The 26,647-nt window shown below is 56.7% G+C and carries 19 protein-coding genes, 3 rRNA genes and 1 pseudogene; 15 read left to right on the forward strand and 8 right to left on the reverse strand.

Annotated elements, in window-relative coordinates; translation table 11 throughout:
* Position 1 precedes the first annotated feature (1 nt).
* From argB to ocd, 8 genes are all read left to right on the forward strand, one after another.
* Complete coding sequence (gene argB / locus CACC_RS05760; protein WP_005280334.1) at positions 2–937, forward strand: acetylglutamate kinase; 936 nt, start codon at positions 2–4, stop codon at positions 935–937.
* Entirely contained in the window at positions 934–2,112 is a 1,179-nt protein-coding gene (locus CACC_RS05765) for an acetylornithine transaminase (protein WP_005280335.1), read from the forward strand. The genes argB and CACC_RS05765 overlap by 4 nt, the downstream gene beginning before the upstream one ends.
* Positions 2,109–3,029, forward strand: coding sequence for an ornithine carbamoyltransferase (argF, locus tag CACC_RS05770; protein ID WP_005280336.1), 921 nt, complete (start codon positions 2,109–2,111; stop codon positions 3,027–3,029). The genes CACC_RS05765 and argF overlap by 4 nt, the downstream gene beginning before the upstream one ends.
* 2 nt (positions 3,030–3,031) lie before the next feature.
* A complete protein-coding gene (locus CACC_RS05775; RefSeq protein ID WP_005280337.1) occupies positions 3,032–3,514 on the forward strand; it encodes an arginine repressor in 483 nt (160 codons plus the stop codon).
* A gap of 78 nt (positions 3,515–3,592) precedes the next feature.
* The gene (locus tag CACC_RS05780; RefSeq protein ID WP_005280338.1) at positions 3,593–4,813 is read left to right on the forward strand and encodes an argininosuccinate synthase; all 1,221 of its coding nucleotides are present in this window, start codon (positions 3,593–3,595) and stop codon (positions 4,811–4,813) included.
* A 6-nt stretch (positions 4,814–4,819) separates the two neighbouring features.
* A complete protein-coding gene (gene argH / locus CACC_RS05785) occupies positions 4,820–6,250 on the forward strand; it encodes an argininosuccinate lyase (RefSeq protein ID WP_005280339.1) in 1,431 nt (476 codons plus the stop codon).
* 216 nt (positions 6,251–6,466) lie between these two features.
* The gene (locus tag CACC_RS05790) at positions 6,467–7,984 is read left to right on the forward strand and encodes an amino acid permease (RefSeq protein WP_023017897.1); all 1,518 of its coding nucleotides are present in this window, start codon (positions 6,467–6,469) and stop codon (positions 7,982–7,984) included.
* Positions 7,985–7,997: 13 nt separating this feature from the next.
* Positions 7,998–9,035 (forward strand): ornithine cyclodeaminase, encoded by a 1,038-nt coding sequence (gene ocd / locus CACC_RS05795; RefSeq protein ID WP_005280341.1) that lies wholly within the window; start codon positions 7,998–8,000, stop codon positions 9,033–9,035.
* A gap of 137 nt (positions 9,036–9,172) precedes the next feature.
* On the opposite strand, the gene CACC_RS05800 is transcribed toward ocd, so the two are convergent.
* From CACC_RS05800 to thiC, 6 genes are read right to left on the reverse strand one after another with little or no spacing between them, the layout of a single operon-like run.
* Positions 9,173–10,333, reverse strand: a complete 1,161-nt coding sequence (locus tag CACC_RS05800; RefSeq protein WP_005280342.1) for a ThiF family adenylyltransferase — start codon at positions 10,331–10,333, stop codon at positions 9,173–9,175.
* Positions 10,333–11,115 carry a thiazole synthase gene (locus tag CACC_RS05805; protein ID WP_005280343.1) on the reverse strand — a complete coding sequence of 261 codons (783 nt, stop codon included), beginning with the start codon at positions 11,113–11,115 and terminating at the stop codon, positions 10,333–10,335. The genes CACC_RS05800 and CACC_RS05805 overlap by 1 nt, the downstream gene beginning before the upstream one ends.
* 9 nt (positions 11,116–11,124) lie before the next feature.
* Positions 11,125–11,328 carry a sulfur carrier protein ThiS gene (gene thiS / locus CACC_RS05810; RefSeq protein WP_005280344.1) on the reverse strand — a complete coding sequence of 68 codons (204 nt, stop codon included), beginning with the start codon at positions 11,326–11,328 and terminating at the stop codon, positions 11,125–11,127.
* 24 nt (positions 11,329–11,352) lie between these two features.
* Positions 11,353–12,474 (reverse strand): glycine oxidase ThiO, encoded by a 1,122-nt coding sequence (gene thiO, locus CACC_RS05815; protein WP_005280345.1) that lies wholly within the window; start codon positions 12,472–12,474, stop codon positions 11,353–11,355.
* The gene (locus CACC_RS05820) at positions 12,467–13,147 is read right to left on the reverse strand and encodes a thiamine phosphate synthase (protein ID WP_005280346.1); all 681 of its coding nucleotides are present in this window, start codon (positions 13,145–13,147) and stop codon (positions 12,467–12,469) included. The genes thiO and CACC_RS05820 overlap by 8 nt, the downstream gene beginning before the upstream one ends.
* On the reverse strand, positions 13,137–15,068 hold the full coding sequence (gene thiC, locus CACC_RS05825; RefSeq protein ID WP_005280347.1) for a phosphomethylpyrimidine synthase ThiC: 1,932 nt from the start codon (positions 15,066–15,068) through the stop codon (positions 13,137–13,139). Before thiC ends, CACC_RS05820 begins: the two co-directional genes overlap by 11 nt.
* 244 nt (positions 15,069–15,312) lie before the next feature.
* Here thiC and CACC_RS05830 point away from each other — a divergent pair, with 244 nt between their 5' ends.
* The 6 genes from CACC_RS05830 (at position 15,313) to CACC_RS05855 (ending at position 23,646) form a co-directional block, all read left to right on the forward strand.
* Positions 15,313–15,480 (forward strand): Trm112 family protein, encoded by a 168-nt coding sequence (locus tag CACC_RS05830; protein ID WP_005280348.1) that lies wholly within the window; start codon positions 15,313–15,315, stop codon positions 15,478–15,480.
* Positions 15,481–15,534: 54 nt separating this feature from the next.
* Positions 15,535–16,821, forward strand: coding sequence for a tyrosine--tRNA ligase (gene tyrS / locus CACC_RS05835; protein WP_005280349.1), 1,287 nt, complete (start codon positions 15,535–15,537; stop codon positions 16,819–16,821).
* A 629-nt stretch (positions 16,822–17,450) separates the two neighbouring features.
* A 16S ribosomal RNA gene (locus CACC_RS05840) occupies positions 17,451–18,968 on the forward strand.
* Between the two features lie 504 nt (positions 18,969–19,472).
* Positions 19,473–22,554 (forward strand): 23S ribosomal RNA (locus CACC_RS05845).
* 155 nt (positions 22,555–22,709) lie between these two features.
* A 5S ribosomal RNA gene (rrf, locus tag CACC_RS05850) occupies positions 22,710–22,827 on the forward strand.
* The 16S, 23S and 5S rRNA genes sit together here, the layout of an rRNA operon.
* Positions 22,828–23,157: 330 nt before the next feature.
* Complete coding sequence (locus CACC_RS05855) at positions 23,158–23,646, forward strand: hypothetical protein (RefSeq protein ID WP_005280362.1); 489 nt, start codon at positions 23,158–23,160, stop codon at positions 23,644–23,646.
* Here the strand turns inward: CACC_RS05855 and CACC_RS05860 are convergent.
* Positions 23,643–24,861, reverse strand: a pseudogene (locus CACC_RS05860) (IS3 family transposase). The gene CACC_RS05855 and the pseudogene CACC_RS05860 sit on opposite strands and share 4 nt — an antisense overlap.
* Positions 24,862–24,963: 102 nt before the next feature.
* Here CACC_RS05860 and CACC_RS05865 point away from each other — a divergent pair.
* Positions 24,964–25,500 carry a hypothetical protein gene (locus CACC_RS05865; protein ID WP_249852967.1) on the forward strand — a complete coding sequence of 179 codons (537 nt, stop codon included), beginning with the start codon at positions 24,964–24,966 and terminating at the stop codon, positions 25,498–25,500.
* Here the strand turns inward: CACC_RS05865 and CACC_RS05870 are convergent.
* Positions 25,407–26,599 (reverse strand): IS3 family transposase gene (locus tag CACC_RS05870; protein WP_155802809.1). Its coding sequence is split into 2 segments (ribosomal slippage): positions 25,407–26,320 and positions 26,320–26,599, totalling 1,194 coding nucleotides; the frame shifts between segments, so codons are not numbered across the junction. The two genes, CACC_RS05865 and CACC_RS05870, sit on opposite strands and share 94 nt — an antisense overlap.
* Between the last annotated feature and the right edge of the window lie 48 nt (positions 26,600–26,647).

Consider the following 26,647-nt stretch of genomic DNA (forward strand, 5'->3'; position numbering starts at 1 on the left):
AATGTTTCCCGGATTAAATAATCAAGAACGCGCTACGGTGCTGGCTGAAGCCTTGCCGTGGCTGCAGCACTTCCGCGATAAAATCGTCGTCGTCAAGTATGGCGGCAACGCCATGGTGGATGAGGAGCTCAAGGAAGCCTTTGCTGCGGATATGGTGTTTCTGCGCACCATTGGGGCAAAGCCCGTCGTCGTCCACGGCGGTGGCCCGCAGATCAATTCCATGCTGGAGAAGCTCGGCATTGAAGGTGAGTTTAAGGGTGGTTTCCGCGTCACCTCGCCCGAAATCATGGACGTAGTGCGCATGGTTCTTTTTGGCCAAGTCGGCCGCGGATTGGTGAACCTCATCAACTCGCATGGCCCCTACGCCGTGGGCACAAGCGGCGAAGACGCTGGGCTTTTCCGCGCCACCAAGCGCTTTGTGGAGGTAGAAGGAGAGGCAACCGATATCGGCATGGTGGGCGATATCGTGGAGGTCAATCCGGCAGCCGTTAATGACATCATCGAGGCCGGCCGCATCCCGGTGGTCTCTACCATCGCGCCAGGATCTGATGGCGAGGTATATAACATCAACGCCGACAGCGCCGCGGGTGCGCTAGCGAGCGCCCTGGGCGCAGAGCGCCTGGTCATTCTGACCAACGTGGAAGGCCTTTATACCGACTGGCCGAATAAAGATTCCTTAGTCTCCAAAATCGAAAGCGATGAGCTTACTGGGCTGCTTCCCGGCCTGAGCTCCGGCATGATTCCCAAAATGGAGTCCTGCCTCAATGCCGTGCAGGGCGGGGTATCCGCCGCGCACGTCATCGACGGCCGAATAGGCCATTCCGTGCTCCTTGAGCTTTTAACCCCAGGCGGCATTGGAACGATGGTCCTGCCCGATGATTACGAAAAGCACGATTATCCCGAAGGCACAGTGTTCAGGAAGGACGATATCGCATGAGCACGCAAGAAACATTAACCGGTCGGTGGTCAGAAACGCTGGCCAATACTTATGGCCAGCCGCCACTCGGCCTGGTGTCCGGGGAGGACGCCACCCTTACTGATGAAAACGGGAAGAACTACATTGACCTGCTGGCCGGTATCGCCGTGAATTCCTTGGGCTATGGCAATGCGGAGGTAGCAGATGCTGTTGCCAAGCAAAGCCGCACCCTTGTGCATACCTCCAATCTTTTTGCCACCCAACCCGTGCTCGATGCCGGGGCAAAGCTGATTGAACGGGTGGGCGATAGTGAGGCGCGCGTATTTTTCTGCAACTCCGGCTCAGAGGCAAACGAGGCGGCATTCAAGCTCGCGCGGCTGACCGGTAGGCGGCGCATCCTTGCTGCGCACCATGGTTTTCACGGCCGCACGATGGGCTCTTTGGCCATGACTGGGCAGCCTGATAAGCAAAAGGCATTCCGCCCACTGCCTAGTGGCGTGGAATTTTACCCTTACGGCGATATCGATTACCTGCGCCAGTTGGTGGAGCAAGACGCCGCGGATACCGCCGCCATCATCTTCGAGCCCATTCAGGGCGAGACCGGAGTCATTCCCGCTCCTGCCGGTTTTATGCGGGCCGTTTCTGAGTTATGCGATGAGCACGGCATTTTGCTCATCGTCGATGAAGTCCAAGCCGGGGCAGGGCGCACGGGGCAGTTCTTTGCCCACGAGCTCGAAGATATTTCCCCCGATGTCATCACCATGGCCAAGGGGTTGGGTGCCGGACTGCCCATCGGCGCCACCATCACTCGCGGCCGCGCCAAGGACTTATTCCAGCCAGGTTCCCACGGGACCACCTTTGGCGGAAACCCCGTGGCGTGTGCGGCGGCCAATGTTGTACTCGATGCCCTGGATCAGGAGTTCTTGGATGAGGTCTCCGCCAAGGGCGAGTACTTGGCGCAGCAAGTCAAGGAGATTCCCGGGGTCAGCGAGGTGCGCGGGCGTGGTCTCATGCTCGGAGTTGTATTAAATGCACCGGTTGCTCGCGAGGCCGTCAAGCGCGGATTCGAGCAGGGGATTATTCTCAACGCCCCGAGCGAGAACGTCCTGCGCCTTACCCCGCCGCTGATCATATCGCAGCAGGAAATTGATGCTGCCCTGGAAAAATTACACACCGTTGTGGAGGAATTAGTATGAACTTGCGCCATTTTCTAGCCGATGATGACCTGAGCCCAGAGGAACAAAAGGAAGTCCTCGATCTGGCGGTCCAACTCAAGGCCGACCCGTTCGCGCGGCGCCCTCTGGAGGGGCCAAAGACGGTAGCCGTCCTTTTTGATAAGACATCTACACGCACCCGCTTTTCCTTTGAAACCGGAATCGCGCACATGGGCGGCAGCGCCATTACCGTTGATTCTTCTGGCACTCATATGAGTAAGGGCGAGTCCTATCAGGATACGGGTGCGGTCTTGTCCCGCTACGTGGAGGCCATTGTCTGGCGCACTTATGCCCACGACAACCTGGAGCAGATGGCGGAGACTTCGACGGCTCCGCTGGTCAATGCGCTTTCTGATGACCTGCATCCTTGCCAAATCCTGGCCGATCTCCTGACCTGCCGGGAAAACCTAGGTGACCTTACAGGCCGCAAGGCGGTTTATCTTGGGGACGGCAATAATAATATGGCCAATTCTTATATGATTGGCTTTGCTACCGCAGGCATGGATATTTCCATCGTTTCACCGGAAGGGTTCCAACCGCGTCCCGAATTTGTCGAGCGCGCACGGCAGCGCGGCAATGTGACGGTGACTGATGATGTGGAAGAAGTGTCAGGCGCTGATGTGGTAATAACGGATACCTGGGTATCTATGGGACAGGAAAACGATGGGCAGGACAGGCGCACCCCGTTCTTGCCGTATCAGGTCTCTAAAGACGTGATGGCAAAGGCAAAGAAGGATGCGATTTTCTTGCACTGCCTGCCGGCCTATCGTGGAAACGAGGTGACCGCAGAGGTTATCGATGGACCGCAGTCCCGGGTATTTGATGAAGCAGAAAACCGCCTGCATGCCCAAAAGGCATTGCTGGTGTGGTTGCTCGATATCAATAAGGAGAATAGCTAGCCATGAGTACCCCGAGCACTCGTACTGCCCGGCAGGCAAAGATTTTGGAAATCCTGGACCGCAATCGCGTCACGAGCCAGGTCCAATTATCGGAGCTCTTGTTGGCAGAAGGCATCGACATTACGCAGGCCACGCTCTCGCGAGATCTTGATGAGCTGGGGGCGAAGAAGGTCAAGCGAGATGGCGGGCGCTCGTACTATATGGTCGCAGGTGAGCTGGAACAATTCGAAGACCAGGTGGGCGGTCCGCGCGAAAAGCTGCGGCGCATGTTGGATGAATTGGTGGTCTCCCACGATTCCTCGATGAATATCGCGATGCTGCGCACTCCAGCGGGCGCGGCGCAATACCTCGCCAGCTTTATCGACCGAGTGGGTCTGCATGACGTGGTGGGGTGCATCGCTGGTGATGACACCATCTTTGTGCTGGCGCGCGAGGGGGTCACCGGTGCGGAATTGGCGGAAAAGCTGAAGGCGCAGAAGATTTAAAGAAGAGTGGCATTCTCGCACCCACTCGTATATTATTTAAGTAAACGCATTATTTTCAAACACTGAAGGAGACTTAGCATGTCTGCACGCGTAGTCTTGGCCTATTCCGGTGGCCTCGATACCTCGGTAGCCATTCCATACCTGGCAAAGATGACCGGCGGCGATGTCGTTGCCGTCTCCCTCGACTTGGGTCAGGGTGGCGAGGATATGGAGTCCGTACGCCAGCGTGCGCTCGATTGCGGTGCGGTGGAATCCATCGTTATCGACGCCAAAGATGAGTTTGCGGAGCAATACTGCGTGCCCACCATTAAGGCGAATGGCATGTACATGAAGCAGTACCCGCTGGTATCTGCCATTTCCCGTCCGCTTATTACCAAGCATCTCGTAAAGGCCGCGCAGGAGCACGGCGGAACGCACGTTTCTCACGGTTGCACCGGTAAGGGCAATGACCAGGTGCGTTTTGAGGTGTCCTTCCGCGCCCAGGATCCATCGCTAGAGATCGTCGCCCCAGCGCGTGATTATGCATGGACCCGCGATAAGGCCATCGATTTTGCCGAAGAGATTAACCTGCCCATTGAGCAATCGGCGGCCTCGCCATTTTCCATCGACCAGAACCTGTGGGGCCGTGCGGTAGAAACCGGCTTCCTGGAGGATCTGTGGAACCCGCCGACAAAGGATCTCTACGCATATACGGAAGACCCAGGCCTGGGCAATGCTCCGGATGAGATCATCATTTCCTTTGAGAAGGGTGTTCCGGTTGCTGTCGATGGCAAGAAGCTGACCCCGCTGCAGGTCATCGAAGAGGTCAACCGCCGTGCTGGTGCCCAGGGCATCGGCCGCCTGGACATGGTAGAGGACCGGTTGGTGGGCATTAAGTCCCGCGAGGTCTACGAAGCGCCGGGTGCCATGGTGCTCATCCAGGCTCACGAGGCGCTGGAGGATGTCACCGTGGAGCGTGAGCTGGCACGCTACAAGCGCCTGACGGATGCGCGGTGGTCCGAGGAGGTTTACGACGGCCTGTGGCACTCGCCGCTCAAGCGTTCCCTGGATGCCTTCATCGAGGAATCCCAGGAGAACGTCACCGGCGATATCCGCCTGAGCCTGCACGCAGGTACCGCGACCGTCACCGGCCGCCGCTCCGGCCAGTCGCTGTACTCCTTCGATCTGGCTACCTACGACACCGGCGATACCTTCGACCAGACCGCTGCAAAGGGCTTTGTCCAGTTGCACGGCTTGTCCACCCAGATTTCCAACCAGCGTGACCGCGACGGCGGTTTCCCCACCAGCGCAGAAAAATAGGCACCGATGGAACCACACAAGACTAACGAAGGTGCGCTCTGGGGCGGCCGTTTCTCCGGCGGCCCTTCCGAGGCGATGTTCGCCCTCTCGGTTTCCACCCATTTTGACTGGGTGCTTGCTCCTTACGATGTGCTTGCCTCGAAGGCGCATGCGAAGGTGCTGTACAAGGCAGGGCTGCTTTCCGATGCCGACCTCGACACCATGCTTTCCGGCCTCACCGAGCTCGGGGAGAGGGTAGCTTCGGGAGAATTTGTCCCAGCGCCCACCGATGAAGACGTGCACGGCGCCATGGAGCGTGGCCTCATCGACATCGTCGGGCCCGAAGTAGGCGGCCGCCTGCGCGCGGGACGTTCCCGCAACGACCAGGTCGCCACGCTCTTTCGCATGTGGGTGCGCGATGCCATCCGCGATACCGCACTGCAGGTCTCCGAGCTTGTCGATGCCCTAGCGGATCAAGCCGCCGCGCATCCCGAAGCCATCATGCCGGGCAAGACGCACTCCCAGGCCGCGCAGCCCATCCTGCTTGCCCACGAATTATTGGGCCATGCCCAACCACTGCTGCGCGATATTCAGCGCCTGCAGGACTTGGATAAGCGGCTAGCCGTATCCCCGTATGGCTCGGGTGCACTCGCAGGTTCCTCCCTGCAGCTTGATCCAGAGGCCATCGCCGCGGAACTCGGCTTCGATTCAGCCGCTGAAAACTCCTTGGATGGCACCGCTTCACGCGATTTCGCTTCGGAGACGGCCTTTGTCTTGGCACAGATTGCCGTTGACATGTCCAGGCTGGCAGAAGAGATCATCTACTGGTGCACCCCGGAATACGGCTACGTCACCTTGGACGACGCATGGTCCACGGGCTCATCCATCATGCCGCAAAAGAAGAACCCGGATATCCCGGAACTTACCCGCGGCAAGACTGGGCGCCTGATTGGCAACCTCACTGGCTTGCTATCCACGCTGAAGGCACAGCCGCTGGCCTATAACCGCGACCTACAAGAGGACAAAGAACCGATCGTGGATTCGGTAGCACAGCTCAACTTGCTGCTGCCGTCGATGACCGGGCTCGTGTCCACTTTGTCCTTCAATGAGGACAGGATGCGCGAGTTGGCGCCACGCGGATTCACCCTGGCCACCGACCTAGCCGAGTGGATGGTGCGCCAAGGCGTGCCCTTCCGCGAAGCACACGAAGCTTCCGGCGCGTGCGTACGCATCGCCGAAGAGCGGGGAGTGGACCTGGTGGACCTCACTGATGAGGAACTCAAGGGCGTCGACAAGCGACTGACCCCAGAGGTGCGCAAGGTTCTGACCGTCGACGGTGCCGTTGCTTCCCGCACAACAAAAGGCGGAACCGCCGGCGTCCGCGTTGCTGAACAGCGCGAAACCGTCCGCCAGCATGCCGCCGCGGCGCGCGAGTGGGCGCAGAAGCCGTTGCGCTAACTGGCGAAATCCCCCTTCTTACCGCATGGTCTATGGCCATGCGGTTCTTTTATATTTCCAACGGGGGTAGGAGATCGACTCATTCCCAAGGTACTAACCGTGTTGTTGAACAAATTGGGGGTAGTGGTGACATGGGTTACATAGTGTTGTGTTAATGTCTTTTCGAGGAATGAGACCTAGTACACGCATTCCTGCCAATGAAAGGACGATCTCTAAATGACTGAAAATTCTCCACCGTCTAGTACTGGGCCGCACGAGAATGAGAAGGCGGTTTTCGCATCGGAAGATCATGGCCTGCAAAAGGGGATGGGCAATCGCCAGCTACAGATGATTGCCATCGGTTCCGCGATTGGTACCGGTCTTCTTTTGGGTACTGGTAGCCGCCTGCAAACCGCCGGCCCGTTCCTAGCGGTGCTTTACCTCATCTGTGGTTTCTTCGGCTACATAATCCTGCGATCCCTTGGCGAGCTCATCGTCTACCGCCCAAGCTCCGGCTCTTTCGTCTCCTATGCTCGAGAGTTCTACGGCGAGAAGGCTGCGTTTGTTACCGGCTGGCTGTACTGGGGAAACTGGGCCATGACTCTGGTCGCGGATGGTACTGCGGTGGCCATCTACATCAAGTGGTTTAGCCAGTACACAACATGGCTCGACTCGGTGCCGCAGTGGACGCTTGCCCTCGTCGTCATCTGCAGCATCTTGGTATTCAACATGCTTTCGGTGAAGATCTTCGGTGAGCTGGAATACTGGTTCTCACTGATTAAGATCGTCGCTCTGATTATCTTTATGCTAGTGGCCATCGGTGTTCTAATCTTTGGTCATCCGAGTGGAGACCCGACTGGCTTCAGCCTGATTTCTAGTACCGGTGGCTGGCTGCCTAATGGCTTGCTACCTGCCGTGATTGTCATCCAGGGTGTTGTCTTTGCTTATGCAGGTATCGAGCTGGTGGGTACCACCTCCGGTGAAACCAAGGACGTAGAAAAGCACATCCCGCGCGCGGTAAACAACGTGCTCCTGCGTATTTTGGTCTTCTACTTTGGCTCTGTTCTGCTGTTGACCCTAGTGCTGCCGTACACCAACTACGTGGCAGAAGTGTCGCCCTTTGTGACCTTCTTCGAGTCCCTTGGCGTTGGCGTGGCCGCTCCAATCTTCCAGCTGGTGGTTATTACAGCCGCTATTTCCTCGCTTAATGCTGGCCTGTATTCCACCGGCCGCATTATGTACAACATGTCTACTTCTGGCTCGGGCCCGAAGTTCGGTGCCCGTATGTCAAAGTCGGGCGTGCCCTATGGCGGCATCGTGATGGCAGCCCTGGTGGGCTTGGCAGGTGTCTTCCTCAACTATGTCGTGCCTGAGATGGCATTCGAAATCGTCCTCAACCTGGCTGCGTTGGGCACTCTAGCCTCGTGGGCTGCGGTTGCTCTATCTCACCTGAGGTTTATCCAACTATCCAAGAGTGGGCGTTATACTCGTCCTGGGTACCGCTCACCATTTGGTCAAGGCGGAGACTGGGCGGTACTGATCTTCATTGGCCTGGTAATTATCCTGATGGCCTTTGATTATCCGATCGGAACCTATGCGCTTGCATCGACCGTGCTGCTCATTCCGGTCTTTGTGGCAATGTGGTTTGCATGGCGCGAGCGTATCCGCACTATTGCGGAGGAGAGGAAGGCAAAGCACCTGCCAACCTCGAGCTTCCCTGCCGCACCACAAACAGACCTTCACTCCAAGAACTAAGAAAGGAATTCTTATGAACCACGCTGTTAAGTTTGTAGACGTCGAAAATATGGCGCGCTGGATTCAGCGCGAAGGCGTAGAGAACATCATTACTGGAATGGTGGATTACCTCGAGGCTGACTACCGCGAATGGGAGCGCTTTGACAAGATTCCGCGCGTTGCCTCCCACACCCCGTTCGGCGTCATCGAGCTGATGCCTACCTCTAACGGTAAGGAGTACTCCTTCAAGTACGTTAACGGTCACCCGTCCAACCCTGCTCGCGGTTACCAGACCGTTACCGCATTTGGTGTTATCGCTGACGTCGACAATGGTTACCCGACCTTCGAAGCAGAGATGACCCTCCTTACCGCGCTGCGCACCGCCGCCACCTCCGCCATGGTGGGCAAGCACCTTGCGCGCAAGGATTCCAAGCGCATGGCGATGATTGGTGCTGGCTCGCAATCCGAGTTCCAGGCATTGGGCTTCCGCGGCGTCATGGGCATCGAAGACATCACCATTTACGATATCGACCCTGAAGCAGTGGAGAAGTTCAAGCGTAACCTGGAGCCGCTCGGCTTCAACATCACTGCTTGCTCTAGCGTCGACGAGGCAGTATTGGGTGCAGATATCATTACCACCTGCACCGCCGACAAGGCTCAGAACCAGATTCTTGCTGATCGCCACGTTGCCCCAGGCGTACACCTCAACGCAGTTGGCGGTGACTGCCCAGGCAAGACCGAGCTAGAGAGCTCCATTTTGGACAAGTCCAAAGTCTTCGTGGAATTCCCGGAGCAGACCCGCATCGAGGGCGAAATCCAGCAGAAGCCGGAAGACTTCCCGGTCGTGGAGTTCTACCAGGTACTCACCGGTCAAGCCACCGGCCGCGACGACGATGAGCAGATCACGCTTTTCGATGACGTCGGATTCGCCATCAATGACTTCTCCGCGCTGCGTTACCTGCGCGATTCCGTCAAGGGCACCGACTTGGAGTCCGAGATTGACATCATTGCCAACCCGGACGATCCTAAGGATCTGTTCTCCTTGGTTGCTAACGTTCCGTCCCTGCTTTAAGGCACGGGTGGGGCAGAGGGGCTCAACTTCTCCCTCTGCCTCGCTAAGGTGAGAACCACTATCCCTAGAAGTTGTAAGAGGTCCTTGTCTTCCTGCAAGACAAGGACCCTTTGTCACATTCGGATGTTTTGCACTAGTTAGTGATCCGGCATCCCGTGGAATGTTGCGGGCTGGCTCTTTATGCCACCTGCAACGTTGTGCAGCATAATGCTACGCTGTTCGGCTTCCTCAGCGAAGGCCGAGATGAAGCTGGCCGATCGCTTGCCGGAGGCGCAGTACACCCAGGCGTCGCTAAGCCCCGCGCCCTGCAGGGAATCGAGCAGGGAGCGCGCTGCCTCTGGATCTTCCAGCCACACGGAGGTTGGTAAGTGGTAATGCTTGGCGGTGGCGTCAAAAAAGAAATCATCAATTGCGGCCTCCCCGGCTTCGCGTACATCGATGGCCGCGGCGCCATCGCGCAGCTTATCGAATATCTTGTCAGCGGTATCATCGTCCTCCAGCACGGCACAGGCAGCGCCACCGTAGTTGTCCTGCAGCTGTGTGGTTAGCTCACGTGCTGGGTCGTGGGGCACGCGGAAGTGAGTGATGGAGGAACTCAGGGCATCGTAGATGCTCAACAGACCAACCCGGTCGCGGTTCATGCCGGTGGCGAACTGGATTAGCTCGGTCGACATCAGGCCCGCGACCACGCTTGTGGTCACGCCCAGCACGCCGGCGGTGGCGCAATCCGGCACGGAATCGGGATCGGGTTGCAGGGGATAGAGGTCCCGTATGCCCACGCCCGATTCGGCACCGGGTCCAGACCACCACACTGCGCAGTCGCCGCGAAATCGCAGCACCGAGCCCCATACCAGCGGGGTACCCGTGATCTCCGCAGCATCAGCGGCTAGGAACTTGGTGGCAAACGTATCGGAACCATCCACCAGGATGTCCACTCCACGGAGATAATCCACGGCGTTGTCGGCGGTAAGCCGGTCGCGAATCGCATGCACCACGATGCCGGGCTGCAGCTGCTCGAGCTTTTCGGCGGCGACCTCCACCTTGGATCTACCCACATCCTGGGCGCCGAATAGGATCTGGCGGTGGATATTGGTGAGATCCACCGTGTCGTCGTCGATCACAGAAATCTCGCCCACACCGGCGGCAGCCAGTTGCTGCATCAGGGGGCAACCCAAACCACCAGCGCCGATGACGAATACGTGGGTACCGTGCAGCGCTTCCTGCTGGGCGATGCCAAAACCGGGCAACAGGGTCTGGCGGGCCACTCTATGCAGCTCTTCGCGGGGCAGTTGGCTCATTACAGGACCTTATCTTCCCAGCTCGCCAACCCTTCAAACGATGACGAGGCCACGGCGTGCTGCCTTTTCGGAATGCGCCCAGCTTGGCGGGCCAACCGGCCGCCTTCCACGGCGTATTTCATTGCAGTCGCCATCGCCAGGGGATCCTGGCAGCGGTTGATGGCACTGGCTAGAAGCACGCCATCGCAGCCCAGCTCCATGGCTAGTGCAGCATCGGAGGTCGTGCCCACACCGGCATCCAGCAGCACGGGAACCTGGGTGCGCGAACAGATCAGCTCAATATTGTGCGGGTTCAGGATACCCAGACCCGTACCAATCGGCGAGCCCAAAGGCATCACCGCATCCACGCCCACGTCTTCTAGCCGCTTGGCGATGACCGGATCGTCGCTCGTGTATGCCAGCACCACGAATCCTTCAGCAACCAGCATCTCGCAAGCATCCACGAGCTCCACCACGTCCGGTAGAAGCGTGCGATCATCCGCGATCACCTCTACCTTCACCCAATTGGTGCCCAGCGCCTCGCGGGCTAACTTGGCGGTGGTCACGGCATCGCGGGCGGTGCGGCACCCCGCAGTGTTGGGTAGCACGTCAATGTTTAATCGTTGTAAGAGCTCGAAGATGGACTCGCCACCGGGACTATTAGCGCTGTGCCGACGCATGGCGACGGTGGTGAGCTCCGTACCGCTGGCAACCAGGGATTGCTCCAGCATGTCCTGGCTGCTGGCCCCGCCGGTTCCCATTACTAGATGCGAATCGAATTGTTTATTTGCAATAGTAAGCATCGGAGATTCCTAACCGCCCTGTACGGCGATGAGGATATCGAGCTCATCGCCGTTGGCGACTTCATAAGACCAGTTGCTGGCTGGAACGACATCGCCATTGACGGCTACGGCCACGCCTTTCGGCACGGCATCGCCAGTTTCTGCTTCTACAATGGTGCCCACGGTGATCGGCCCATCGCTGTTGCGGGGTTCTCCATTAACCGTGTATTCCATGGTGCTTATTCCTTTCTTTTGTGGCTATCGGGCGTGGCGTAGCGGATCGCAGGCCGAAATGTCTATCCCCGGGGACGTGCCCAATCCCAACTGGGCACCCACCTTAGCCCCCAGGGCGGACAGGAGGATTCCGTGGCGGAAGTACCCGGTGGAGATCACTAGCCCGTCGCGTACTTTGCCCAGGTAGGGCAAATCATCGGGGGTGCCTGGCCGGGCTCCAACGATCGCTTCGATGAACTCGCAATCCTCCAGTCCCGGAACCACGCGGATGGCATCGCGAAGGAGCGTGTGCACACCGTCCACAGACGGGCCCTTGCGGTTGTCTTCGCGGCTGGTAGCACCGATAGCGATGGTGCCGTCGGTGCGGGGAATAACATACACCGGCCGATCCTCCACGAATGCGCGCACCACCCGGGTGATTGGCGCTAGCTCCTCTGGTACCCGCAGCCGCAGCATGTCACCCAACACCGGCCTCAGCGCTAGGGGATTGGCACCCTCGAACCAGCCATCCACGTCCTTGGCGCCCAGCCCGTTGCAGAGGTAGATCATGTTGGCAGTGACCATGGGGGCATCGGCAAGCTGCACATTTTGGCCGTCGATGCGCGTTGCTGCCGTGGACAGAAAGCGAACCCCGGCGTGCTGCAGGTATTCCAGCAGGCACGCGCTGAACATGCGCGGGTTGATCTGATGATCGCCCGGGATTTCCACCGCGGCGGCCAGTTGGGGGCTGAGCCCAGGCTCTAGCTTTCGTGCTTGCCGCAATGGCAGTGCGTGGGCATCCATGCCGTGTTTCTGCTGTAGCGCCAGCAGCTCGCGGATGTGCACGCCATCGGCGCGGTCGGCGCCCACCACCAGGGTGGATTCACGGCGATGCCCGGTCGGTGCGGTGGTTTTCGCACTCAACCTGATTAGCAAATCCGGGAACATCTCGCCCGAAGCAACCATCAGCGGGTACAACGGCTCTTGCCGGTATTGCACCTCCGCCACCGGAGCCAGCATGCCGCCGGCCACGAAGGTGGCACCGCTAATGGGGTGGGGATCGATCACCACGATTTCCTGTGGGTCGACACCCGCATCCACCAACTCGAATGCGGTGGTAAGCCCGATGATTCCCGCGCCAATGATCGCGTGCTCGGCATTATGCATGTGAACCTGTGGCTGCATTCTTGTCCGCCCGATCGAAGGCATCGACAACCGTGGTTGCCAGCGCAGCTTGATCATCGGAGTCCATAAAAGCACGCACAATCGCCACTCCAGCCACACCGGTCTGGGCCAGTGCTTCTGCGTCGGTGGCCTGCACGTCTCCAATAGCCACCACCGGAACTGCCGATGCACTCACGAGTGGGGGATAACCATCCAACCCCAGCGGGGTGCGGCCGGAGTTTTTCGTGGGCGTGGGGCGGAACGGCCCGGCACCGATGTAGTCGATCACATCGGCGTACTCGTTAGCACCCTGCACAAGCTCGAGGGTGCCGGTGGTCAACCCGATGATCGCATCCTCGCCAAGGATTCGTCGTGCCAGGCGCGGATCCAGGTCGTCCTGGCCGATGTGTACGCCGTGGATATTGTGGTTACCCATCAGCGCGGCGGCCACGTCGACTCGGTCATCGATAAGCACCCGCGTTGCTGGATTGGCCTCTTCGACCGCCGCCGCCACGTCGATAGCAAGCGCGGTCAGATCGCGCACGCTAATGGGTTTGCTGCGAACTTGAATCACGCCCGCGCCACCGGCTGCTGCCGCTGCGGCAACCTGCACGACCTTCTCCTGCGGTACACCCGTCACGTGGTAACACCGCAGGTCCGGTTGGTTAGCGCTCACTGTACGCCGCTGCTTCCTTCTGCAGGTCCTCGGAAACTTCCTTAGCCTCGTCACGGTTTAGGTAGAGCTTGGAGCCCGCACGACGGAACTCCTCGGCCATTTCTTCTTCGCCTTCGGCGTTAGTGACGCCCTCTTCGTCCACGCTCTGGCGGCCGAAGCCAGGCAAGCCGAGGTCCTTGACTAGCGATTGCTCTCGGTCGGTGGCCAGAGCCTCGTCGATCTTCTCGCCGAATGCGTCGCGGATATCCTGGCTGATGCGCATGGAGCAGAATTTTGGTCCGCACATCGAGCAGAAATGGGCGGTCTTCGCCGGCTCCGCAGGCAGGGTTTCGTCGTGGTAGGACTGGGCGGTATCCGGGTCCAGGGACAGGGCGAACTGGTCGTGCCAACGGAATTCGAAGCGAGCCTTGCTCATCGCATCGTCCCACTCGTGGGCGCCAGGGTGGCCCTTGGCGACGTCCGCCGCGTGCGCGGAGACCTTGTAGGTGATCACACCAGTCTTCACGTCGTCCTTATTCGGTAGGCCGAGGTGCTCCTTCGGGGTGACGTAGCACAGCATCGCGGTACCACCCATCGCGATATTGGCCGCACCGATGGCGGAAGTGATGTGGTCATAGCCGGGAGCAATATCGGTAACCAGCGGTCCCAGGGTGTAAAACGGCGCGCCGCCGCACCATTCCTGCTCCTTTTCGTTATTGACCTGCACCATGTTGAGCGGCACGTGGCCTGGGCCTTCTACCATGACCTGAACGTCGTACTCCCAGGCACGGTGGGTCAATTCACCGATGGTCTTCAGTTCAGCGAACTGGGCTGCGTCGTTGGCATCGGCGATGGAGCCGGGGCGCAGGCCATCGCCAAGCGAGAACGCGACGTCGTACTTGGCGAAGATCTCGCACAGCTCGTCAAAGTTCTCGTACAGGAAGGATTCCTTGTGGTGGGCTAGGCACCAGCCGGCCATGATGGAACCGCCGCGCGAAACGATGCCGGTCACGCGCTTGGTGGTCAGCGGCACGAAGGGCAGGCGCACCCCGGCGTGGATCGTCATGTAGTCCACGCCCTGCTCGCATTGCTCGATTACGGTATCGCGGAAGATTTCCCAGGTCAGGTCCTCGGCCACGCCGTCGACCTTCTCAAGGGCCTGGTAGATCGGCACGGTACCGATCGGCACCGGAGAGTTGCGCATGATCCACTCGCGGGTGGTGTGAATGTCGTTGCCCGTGGATAGATCCATCACGGTATCTGCGCCCCAGCGGGTAGCCCAGCGCAGCTTGTCCACCTCTTCGCGGATGGAGGAGGTCACTGCGGAGTTGCCGATATTGGCGTTGATCTTCGTGTTGAAGGCATTGCCGATGATCATCGGCTCGGATTCCGGGTGGTTGATATTATTCGGGATGATTGCCTTACCGGAGGCAACCTGCTCGCGCACCTTTTCTACGTCGCAGTGCTCGCGCAGTGCGACGTATTCCATCTCCGGGGTGATAATACCCTGGCGGGCGTAGTGCATCTGGGTTACGCGCTTGCCTTCCTTGGCTCGCAGCGTCTCGCGGCTTATACCCTTCCACTCATCGCTGGCCTCGCCACGCTTGAGGGCGCGGTTACCGTCGTCCAACAGGTTGCGGCGCCGGCCCTCGTAGGCCTCCACATCGCCGCGAGCTTCGATCCACTCGCTGCGCAGAGCCTCTAGCCCCTCTGTCGGCTCGGCCCACGGGCCACGTGTGCGGTAGAGCTTCTGCGGCGCGTTCGGGCCGGTAGGGGAATCGTCCAGCTGCACCTCGGTCTCCGGCACCTGTAGGGTGAAGGTCTTGCCGAAGGATTCCACCTGCTTTTCGATGGGGGCGAAGCTGTGCTTCGGGTGGATTTCCGCACCGTACTCGTCGTTCGGGATGGTAGTACGGGTGTGCTGGGCAGACGTATCCGTCATAGTTGACTCTCCTCATTCTTCCTTCGCTGGTTCTAACCAGGCAGGTTCTAGCGGTACTCACGCGGGCATACAGCGCGATCTCAGCTCGATACCTCGAGCGCCCGTGTTCGGTTGCGCCTTCCACTGTAACGCACACCACGCGAGGGTGAAGTTATGGGTTAGGCGATTGACCGAGGGGACATCGGCAAGCAACATCAGGGAGTCACTAAATAGCTTGTCTGGGGTACGGGTTAGACTAGGCAGCATGATCGATCAGAAGCTCCTAGAGATCCTCGTGTGCCCCATCGACAAGCAGGCGCTGGAGGATCACGGCGACTATTTGGTGAACCCAAGGCTGAACAAGGCCTATCCGGTGCAGGATGATATTCCGGTCATGCTGGTCGACGAAGCCAAGGACTGGCCCATTAAGTAGAGCGCCGCGCTCTGGAAAGACAACACGTAATAGGGAACAAGGGAGCACCTACGTATGAGCAACACCACGAACATTATCGATGAACTGCAATGGCGCGGGCTGATCAACCAGTCCACAGATCTGGAGGCATTGAAGGAAGCCGCAGAGAGCCCGATCAGCTTGTACTGCGGTTTTGACCCGACGGGAAGCTCGCTGCACGCTGGCCACCTCGTGCCGCTGATTATGCTGAAGCGCTTCCAACGCTTCGGCCACCGTCCCATCGCGCTGGCCGGTGGCGCGACGGGAATGATCGGTGACCCGCGGGATGTCGGAGAGCGCTCCATGCTCTCAGAAGAGCAGATCGCAGAGAATATGCAGGCAATCAAGGACCAACTTGAGGCCTTCGTGGACTTCACTGAGGCGGGCGAGTCCGCAATCCCGGCGGTTATGGTGAACAACGCGGACTGGACTAGCCAGATCAACGTCATCGAGTACCTACGCGATATCGGTAAGAACTTTTCGCTGAATACCATGCTGGACCGCGATACGGTCAAGCGCCGCCTGGAATCCGACGGTATTTCCTACACCGAGTTTTCCTACATGCTGCTGCAGGCAAACGACTTTGTGCACCTGCACAAAGAGTACGACTGTGTGCTGCAAATTGGCGGTGGCGACCAGTGGGGAAACATCGTTTCCGGCGTCGATCTGAATCGTCGCGTGAATGGTGCGAAGGTCCACGGCCTGACGGTGCCGTTGGTGACAGATGCCGAGGGCAATAAGTTTGGCAAGTCCACCGGCGGCGGCAAACTGTGGCTGGATCCACAGCTGACCAGCCCGTACTCCTGGTACCAGTACTTCATTAATGCTGGCGACGCGGTGGTTATCGACTACCTGCGTTGGTTTACCTTCCTCACTCAGGAGGAGATCGCAGAGCTGGCACGCAAGGTAGAGGAGGAACCCCACAAGCGTGAGGCGCAACGCGTATTGGCACGGGAGATGACCACCCTGGTGCACGGCGAGCAGGCCACCGAAGCAGTGGAGCTGGCTTCCCAGGCGTTGTTTGGTAAGGCAGAGCTGCAGGATTTGGACGAGGCCACGTTGTCTTCCGCATTGCAGGAAACCGAGATTGCCGAGGTCGGCCCAGAGGCAACGATTCTGGATCTGCTGGTTGAGGCGGGACTGGAAAAATCAAAGGGTGCTGCGCGCCGCACCGTGGGCGAGGGCGGCGCTTACGTGAATAACCAGCGCATCGAGGACATCGAGTGGTCGCCGAATTCCAACGATCTGCTGCATGGTTCGTGGCTCGTGTTGCGTAAAGGCAAGAAGCGTTTCGCCGGAGCACGGGTTGTGAATCCTTCCTAGGGGCGTCACCTTAGCTGTTAACTGATCCCTTGGTAATTGCATTTTTACGCTTTTGCCAGGGGATTTGTGTGTTTTTCGGGGTTGGGTGTAACTTTATCGAAGTCGCCGAGAGGTAGCCGGTTGGTTACTTTTGAGTGGCTTTTTGTACTGACTTGGCTCGAGGATTTGACTTGGTTCAGGTTGTTGGGTAAGTTGGTACGAGCCGCCATTGAGAGGTTAACGTTTGGTTTAATTTTCTTGTGGTGTGTGGATGTTGTTTGAGAACTCAATAGTGTGCCAATGTACTTATTTTTTATTTTTGTGTGCATGGTTGTGTGTTGATTGGTCTGTTGGCCAGCGAGTGTTTTTGCTTGTTGGTTGGTGTGTGCCGGTAAGGTGTTGGAATACGCATCTTTTTGAATACTGTTTAGTGTTTCGGCTGCATTGATGGATTGGTTGGCATGTGATTGTGTTCAACTTTTTGTCTCCCTTTTTTGTGCCCCGTCGGGTTGGGGAGGCAGTGATTTTTCTTTGTAGTAATTTTTGGACGCCAGCATGGGCCTGCTTTTGTGGGTTTGTGGTGGTTTGTTCTTTTGGTTAGGTTTGGGCTTTTCACGGCCTTTTCAGGATTTTGTTGTTCTGAAATTCTTTTTGTGGAGAGTTTGATCCTGGCTCAGGACGAACGCTGGCGGCGTGCTTAACACATGCAAGTCGAACGGAAAGGCCCTGCTTGCAGGGTACTCGAGTGGCGAACGGGTGAGTAACACGTGGGTGATCTGCCCTGCACTTCGGGATAAGCTTGGGAAACTGGGTCTAATACCGGATAGGAACCATCTTTAGTGTGGTGGTTGGAAAGTTTTTTCGGTGTAGGATGAGCTCGCGGCCTATCAGCTTGTTGGTGGGGTAATGGCCTACCAAGGCGGCGACGGGTAGCCGGCCTGAGAGGGTGTACGGCCACATTGGGACTGAGATACGGCCCAGACTCCTACGGGAGGCAGCAGTGGGGAATATTGCACAATGGGCGCAAGCCTGATGCAGCGACGCCGCGTGGGGGATGAAGGCCTTCGGGTTGTAAACTCCTTTCGCTAGGGACGAAGCTTTTTGTGACGGTACCTAGATAAGAAGCACCGGCTAACTACGTGCCAGCAGCCGCGGTAATACGTAGGGTGCGAGCGTTGTACGGAATTACTGGGCGTAAAGGGCTCGTAGGTGGTTTGTCGCGTCGTCTGTGAAATTCTGGGGCTTAACTCCGGGCGTGCAGGCGATACGGGCATAACTTGAGTGCTGTAGGGGTAACTGGAATTCCTGGTGTAGCGGTGAAATGCGCAGATATCAGGAGGAACACCGATGGCGAAGGCAGGTTACTGGGCAGTTACTGACGCTGAGGAGCGAAAGCATGGGTAGCGAACAGGATTAGATACCCTGGTAGTCCATGCCGTAAACGGTGGGCGCTAGGTGTGAGGGTCTTTCTACGACTTTCGTGCCGTAGCTAACGCATTAAGCGCCCCGCCTGGGGAGTACGGCCGCAAGGCTAAAACTCAAAGGAATTGACGGGGGCCCGCACAAGCGGCGGAGCATGTGGATTAATTCGATGCAACGCGAAGAACCTTACCTGGGCTTGACATACACCAGATCGCTGCAGAGATGTAGTTTCCCTTTGTGGTTGGTGTACAGGTGGTGCATGGTTGTCGTCAGCTCGTGTCGTGAGATGTTGGGTTAAGTCCCGCAACGAGCGCAACCCTTGTCTTATGTTGCCAGCATTTGGTTGGGGACTCATGAGAGACTGCCGGGGTTAACTCGGAGGAAGGTGGGGATGACGTCAAATCATCATGCCCCTTATGTCCAGGGCTTCACACATGCTACAATGGTCGGTACAACGCGCTGCGACACTGTGAGGTGGAGCGAATCGCTGAAAGCCGGCCTTAGTTCGGATTGGGGTCTGCAACTCGACCCCATGAAGTCGGAGTCGCTAGTAATCGCAGATCAGCAATGCTGCGGTGAATACGTTCCCGGGCCTTGTACACACCGCCCGTCACGTCATGAAAGTTGGTAACACCCGAAGCCGGTGGCCTAAACGTGTTAGGGAGCCGTCGAAGGTGGGATCGGCGATTGGGACGAAGTCGTAACAAGGTACCCGTACCGGAAGGTGCGGGTGGATCACCTCCTTTCTAAGGAGCTTTTATTTTGGCTGCAGTTGCAGCCATGACCCACAGTTGTGGGTTGTCCACTGTTGTTTGATGGTGGGTTGGTGGTTGAGTAGGCGAGTGTTCTGCTGCCACCGATGTTTGGAAATTCCGGTAGGACATACACCTTAATCAGCAGGGTCTAAGTGTTGAGACAGTGCTTTGTGACATGCGTAAAAGTGTCCATGCATACAGGAAGTAAAGTTGATTGGTAAGTCGTTGGTGCATTGTTGGGTGTCTGGGGCATTATCCCCTTTGTGTGTGCCTGACTAGTTGATGCATGCCGTGTGTTGTGTGGTGTGTGTTGGTTGGGGTGTTGTGTGAGAACTGTATAGTGGACGCGAGCATCTCACATGATGCCGCCTGCTGTGGGTGGTGTCTTGTGTGTGTGATGTGATTTTTCTTTTGTTTATTTTGTCAAGTTCACTTGTTGCTGCCACATGCTGGCTGCATGGCTTCGTGTTGTGTGGTTTGTGTGTGGTGGTTGGTGTGTTCGTTATTTAGGGCGCATGGTGGATGCCTTGGCATGCTGAGCCGATGAAGGACGTGTAAGGCTGCGTTAAGCCTCGGGGAGTTGTCAATAAAGCGTTGATCCGAGGATGTCCGAATGGGGAAACCTGGCCCTGGTTATGTGGGGTTACCCTTCAGTGAATTCATAGCTGTTGTGGGGGTTACGCGGGGAAGTGAAACATCTCAGTACCCGTAGGAGGAGAAAATAATAATGATTCTGCTAGTAGTGGCGAACGAACGTGGATGAGGCTAAACCGTGTGCATGTGATACCTGGTAGGGGTTGTGTGTGCGGTGTTGTGGGGCCTGATTTTGTGTCATCTACCAGTGGCACGCCCTTTTTTGCATTGTTGTTAGGTGAAGTGGTTTGGAATGGCCCACCGGAGTAGGTGAGAGTCCTGTAGCTGAAGATGATGATGTGGGGGTTGTTGGGTTCCCGAGTAGCAACGGGCTCGTGGAATCTGTTGTGAATCTGCCGGGACCACCCGGTAAGCCTAAATACTCAGTGTGACCGATAGTGGATAGTACCGTGAGGGAATGGTGAAAAGTACCCCGGGAGGGGAGTGAAATAGTTCCTGAAACCATGTGCTTACAATCCGTCAGAGCACTTTTTATTGTGTGATGGCGTGCCTTTTGAAGAATGAGCCTGCGAGTCAGCGGCATGTCGCGAGGTTAACCCGTGTGGGGTAGCCGTAGGGAAACCGAATCCTAATGGGGTGATAAGTGGCATGTCCTGGACCCGAAGCGGGGTGATCTACCCATGGCCAGTGTGAAGCAGCTGTAAGAGGTTGTGGAGGCGCGAACCCACGTAGGTTGAAAACTGCGGGGATGAGCTGTGGGTAGGGGTGAAAGGCCAATCAAACTCCGTGATAGCTGGTTCTCCCCGAAATGCATTTAGGTGCAGCGTCGTATTAGCTTGGTGGAGGTAGAGCGACTGGTTGGTTGAGCGGGACTACAATCTTAGCAATGTCAGCCAAACTCCGAATGCCATCAATTGTGTTGTGCGGCAGTGAGACTGTGGGGGATAAGCTTCATAGTCGAGAGGGAAACAGCCCAGATCGCCGGTTAAGGCCCCTAAGGGTGTACTAAGTGGAAAAGGATGTGGGATCGCGAAGACAGCCAGGAGGTTGGCTTAGAAGCAGCCATCCTTGAAAGAGTGCGTAATAGCTCACTGGTCGAGTGGTTCTGCGCCGACAATGTAGTGGGGCTCAAGTACACCGCCGAAGCCGCGGCAAGCAACAATTTTTTGTTGTTTGGGTAGGGGAGCGTCGTGCATGGGTGGAAGCGTTACCGTGAGGAGGCGTGGACTGTGTGCGAGTGAGAATGCAGGCATGAGTAACGAATTGTAAGGTGAGAATCCTTACCGCCGGATGACTAAGGGTTCCTGGGTCAAGTTCGTCTTCCCAGGGTGAGTCGGGACCTAAGGCGAGGCCGACAGGCGTAGTCGATGGATAACCAGTTGATATTCTGGTACCCGTACATGTGCGCCCATGATAAAGCACGGATACTAACCACTGCGGATACGCTACCTTTTGGCACTTTTTGAGTGTTGGTGGTGTTGATGTCGTGGGGCCTGATGTGTGGTTCAAGTGATGGGGTGACGCAGTGAGGTAGCCGCGCCACTTAGTGGATTGGTGGTGTAAGCGTGTAGGCCGTGTGGTAGGTAAATCCGCCRCACATATAGGTTGAGGCGTGATGCGTAGACCCTATGAGGGTTGATGGTGGTGATCCTGTACTGTCGAGAAAAGCCTCTAGCGAGTGTGTGTATGGCCCGTACCCTAAACCGACACAGGTGGTCAGGTTGAAGATACTAAGGCGTTCGGGTGAACTGTGGTTAAGGAATTCGGCAAAATGCCCCCGTAACTTCGGGAGAAGGGGGGCCCTGTGATGTGAAGACCCTTGCGGTTGGAGTGTTGTGGGGTCGCAGAGAATAGAGGGAAGCGACTGTTTATCAAAAACACAGGTCCATGCGAAGACGTTAAGTTGATGTATATGGACTGACGCCTGCCCGGTGCTGGAAGGTTAAGAGGACCGGTTAGTAGTCTTTTGGCTGCGAAGCTGAGAATTTAAGCCCCAGTAAACGGCGGTGGTAACTATAACCATCCTAAGGTAGCGAAATTCCTTGTCGGGTAAGTTCCGACCTGCACGAATGGCGTAACGACTTCTCTGCTGTCTCGACCACAGGCCCGGTGAAATTGCATTACGAGTAAAGATGCTCGTTACGCGCGGCAGGACGAAAAGACCCCGGGACCTTCACTATAGCTTGGTATTGGTGTTTGGTTCGGTTTGTGTAGGATAGGTGGGAGACTGTGAAACCGTCACGCTAGTGGTGGTGGAGTCGTTGTTGAAATACCACTCTGATCGGATTGAGCATCTAACCTTGGCCCATGATCTGGGTTGGGGACAGTGCCTGGTGGGTAGTTTAACTGGGGCGGTTGCCTCCCAAAATGTAACGGAGGCGCCCAAAGGTTCCCTCAGCCTGGTTGGCAATCAGGTGGTGAGTGTAAGTGCACAAGGGAGCTTGACTGTGAGACAGACATGTCGAGCAGGGACGAAAGTCGGGACTAGTGATCCGGCACCTACTTGTGGATGTGGTGTCGCTCAACGGATAAAAGGTACCCCGGGGATAACAGGCTGATCTTCCCCAAGAGTCCATATCGACGGGATGGTTTGGCACCTCGATGTCGGCTCGTCGCATCCTGGGGCTGGAGTAGGTCCCAAGGGTTGGGCTGTTCGCCCATTAAAGCGGCACGCGAGCTGGGTTCAGAACGTCGTGAGACAGTTCGGTCTCTATCCGCCGCGCGCGTTGAAACTTGAAGAAGGCTGTCCCTAGTACGAGAGGACCGGGACGGACGTACCTCTAGTGTGCCAGTTATCCCGCCAGGGGTATCGCTGGTTGGCTACGTACGGAAGGGATAACCGCTGAAAGCATCTAAGCGGGAAGCCTGTTTTAAGATGAGGTTTCTTTTGAGGTCCCCTAAAGACTATGGGGTAGATAGGCCAGACTTGGAAGCACTGTAAGGTGTGAAGGCTACTGGTACTAATTGACCAAAACAAACACACCACAACAACCCAAACACCATGTGGTTTAAGGGAAGTTGAAGAGTGTTCTTGTTTAGCGAGTAAACAAACAAAAATACACATTATCGTGTGTGTCGCGTCCACTATGCAGTATCTGACACAACACCACACACAGTGGGTAGTGTTCTGATAGGTTTGTCGGTGGTTCATAGCTGCAGGGAAACGCCCGGTCCCATTCCGAACCCGGAAGCTAAGCCTGTACACGCTGATGGTACTGCAACCGGGAGGTTGTGGGAGAGTAAGTCACCGCCGACACCAAACAACAAAACAACAAAATAGTGTTTATACGGTAGTCCCCGAAAGACCACCATCCCGAATAATTGTGGGTGGTTGGTGTTTCGGGGACTACTTGGTGTTTTACCCCCGCTTGTATTTGCGACGTGTACACTGTCGAGCTGGGGGAATGCGTGGTAGGTGTCGTGGTTTTACCCCCTAGTGTCAGGTGTGGTGGGTAGTCTGATGCCTTGTTAGACGAAAACAAATTCGACACAGTTGAGGGTGTATCACACCCCGGGGGACACAACCACCATGACAAGTAGCACACCACCACCAACCACGACAGGACACCAACCAGTAGGCGACACCATGACGGGCAATGACCGTGCAGCCGGCGAGCCACTAGACTACAACACCAACACTGACGCTGATACCGGCACTGATGCTGATGCTGAGGCAGAGGCAGGTCTGCCGGTAGTCTTTTATGCAACCAACACACCTGGCAATCCTATTGCCGCAGTTGGAGCACACGCCCGGAAGAACTCCTGGTTTTTCTACCAGTCACTGTTGCCAGACCTCGACGACGACGTCGATCTGACACTGACGAGCCTGGCTAAAGATTTAGGCCTAACCTATAGCACCCTGTCGGGGATTATTCGGGCACATTTCCGCATGCAAGAGCTACCCCTCGTTACAGCGACCAACATGGAGCAGTGGATCCTGGATACACCACGCCTGAGGGTTATCGACAGGGAAATAGAACGTTTAGGCGACAACCACGACCACATAGGCCTCGTGGATGCCGCCCTGGGGTTGCCCGCAAATCGTGGACACGTAGTGGAGCTGCCTAGTGGTTAGGCAGCTATTTCTTTTCTGCTGGTGGTTAGGCTGGTGTGGTTCTCGAAATCGACGGGGCTGACCATCCCGAGGGCTTCAGTGCCGGCGCCGACGGTTGTAGACGGCTTCAATCCAGTAGGCAACGGCCTGACGCGCAGCATCGCGGGTTGGCCAGTGCTTCCGGTCGTAGAACTCGGTCTTAAGCGTCGACCAGAACGACTCAGCCATCGCATTATCGAAACACACCCCAGTACGCCCCACAGACTGAGCAACACCTAGGTTGCGGCACACCTCCCAGAGCTGCTCGCTGGTAAATTGTGTTCCCCGGTCGGCGTGAAACACCAGCCCGTCAGGAACGTCACCACGGAAGTGTATGTGCCATCCGCAGTGCTCGTTCGACCAGGAATGTATCTTGCACGCTATCCATAGCCCAGCCCAGCACCCTGCGGGAATGACCATCGCGAACTGCGCATAAGTACAACCAACCCTCGCCGGTTCGCAGGTAGGTAATGTCTGACATCCATACTCGATTGAGCTCGCCGGTATCAAACATGCGCTTTACCAGGTCAGGAAGACTCGACTTACGTTTAGATTGAATCGTTGTCGCTGGGACGAAGGCACGCGGTGAAATTCCTTCAATTCCCATCAGGCGCATCCGCTTAGCCACAGTCTTGCGGTTAAGAACAATCTGGTAGCGCTCACCTAGTTCTGCGGTGATTCGCGGGGCACCGTAGACCTCGTTGGAGTCTTTCCAGATCTGATGAATCTTGCGATCAACATCATCGTAAAATGCTGCACGATCATCCTTACCGGATAAGCGTTGCTGCTGCATATGGGCCCATTTGTAGTATCCAGACCGAGATACCTTCAAAAGGCGTGCCATGCGATTGATACTGAAATTCGCCTTCTCCTGCTGCATTAATTCGAACTTTTCTGATCGCGTTGCTTTGCGGCGAAGAAGGCTGTCGCTTTTGACAAAAACTCGTTATCCATCTTGGCTTCTGCCAGCTCACGACGCAGACGAGCGTTCTCAGCACGAAGATCAGCCTCGCTTAGCCCATCAGAGGATCCTCGGCGTTGACGCTCATTTTTCACCCACCGACCTAAAAGGCCAGGTGCGACACCAATTTCTTTCGCTACATGAGCAATCGGGCGTTCTGACTCGATTACTAGGTTTGCGGCTTCACGCCGGTACTCCGGCGTGTATTTCTGGCGTTGTTGACTCACAATGAACATCCTCTCTTACGGACACAAGATCCGCACTAATCGGGTGTCCACTAAACGAGGGTAACCTCAGCCCTGGCAGATTTTCTCACCCCGACAGCACTGTGCCAGCATGTGCCCACGGTGGCGGATATCCGCCGGTTTATCCGCGACTTCATCGACACTCACCACCTGGCAGACGATGACACAGACGAGGTCGAACCCACCCTCAACGTGTCAGTGCATAACAACCGCGCCACCATGAGCCTGACGTGTGATAAAGCTACGGCTGCTATTATCGCCCGCCACATCGATTCCCAAGCAGAACACAACCAGTGCGGTGCCGGTGAGGCGCTTATCCAACTCATCCTGGATAACACGTATACCAAAGTTGCGATCAATACCTTCACCACCGCAGCCGCCACTAACCCCGACCATAATGACGGTTCCGGAACTGGTGCCGCCGGGACTGCAGATACAAAGGTCTACTTCCCAGGCTACGGCTGGTCCCGCATTACCAACCTAGAAAACATCGACACCGGGCCCGACCCCCGGAAAGTGGACACATCGGGGGTTAACTATGCGACTTTAGCTAGTATAGCTGAAGTCTCGGCTTCAAAGACATCAGGAGCCACAAGATTGCACCAGGAGTGGCGCCTGCGGGTGTTGTAGCGCATGCACCACCGGAAGACTTCCTGACGGCAGATAATGGGATTATCAAAGACTTTCCGATCACGCAGCACTTCACGTTTTAAGGTGGCGTTAAATGACTCTGCCAGGACATTATCGGCACTCGTTCCCACCGCGCCCATGGATTGGCGTACACCCAGCGACGAGCAGTAGTTTCTAAACGCTTGTGAGGTGTACACGCTGCCGTGATCGGAATGGAAAATAGCCCCGTCAAGACTGCCACGCACACCGTGTGCGTGGGCTAGGGCATCGATGACCAGTGAGACACGCATGTGGTCTGCGAGTGCATAACCTGCAAGTTTCCGTGAATAGGTGTCAATGACTGTAGCCAAATACATGTTTTTGCCTCCCTTGCACGGCAGGTAGGTGATGTCGCCTACATAGACGTGGTTCGGCCTGTCAGCGGTGAAATTGCGGCCTACTAAATCTGGCATGACACGGTGGCCAGGCTTGCGCTTGGTGGTGATGCATCGACGTCGTTTGGTAAAGCCTTTGATCCCCATCGATTTCATGATGCGTGCGACCTTCTTATGATTGGTCGGGCCGAGGTCCGTATCGTCGTTGAGGCTTGCGGCGATGCGTTTGGCACCATAAAGCCCGTGCTCATCATCGAAGATGGTCTTGATTCTTGCACCAATAAGAGCATCAGAGCACATCTTTAACCTGCGATTTTCGCGGGTATTGACCCATTTGTAGAACGAGGAGCGATTGAGCTTTAACACATGGCACATCCGCTTGACCGAGTACTCGGTTCGGTGGTCATAGACAAACTGGAAGCGGATCACCAGCGTGTCTCTTCGGCAAAATATTTGGCGGCCTTGCGCAGAATATCGCGCTCTTCGCGCAATTTTGCGTTCTCTTTTTCTAGCTGGCGGATTCGCTCGGAATCATTCGCCGCTTGGGCTTTATCGTGCATGGCCTTTGTGCGAGCACGTTTGCCGGTGCCGTACTTTTTGACCCAAGAATGCAGCGAGGCTCGATTGATTCCGAGCTCGGCTGATGCTGAGTTCAGCGAGAGGTCCTCATTGTTCTCATAGAGGGCCACGGCATCGCGTTTGAACTGTTCGGAGTACCTGGACATGGTGGTAGATTACCTTTCTTCCCAGCTCGACTGGGCTGGATATCAGGT

Source organism: Corynebacterium accolens (genome assembly GCF_023520795.1).
Taxonomy (GTDB): domain Bacteria; phylum Actinomycetota; class Actinomycetes; order Mycobacteriales; family Mycobacteriaceae; genus Corynebacterium; species Corynebacterium accolens.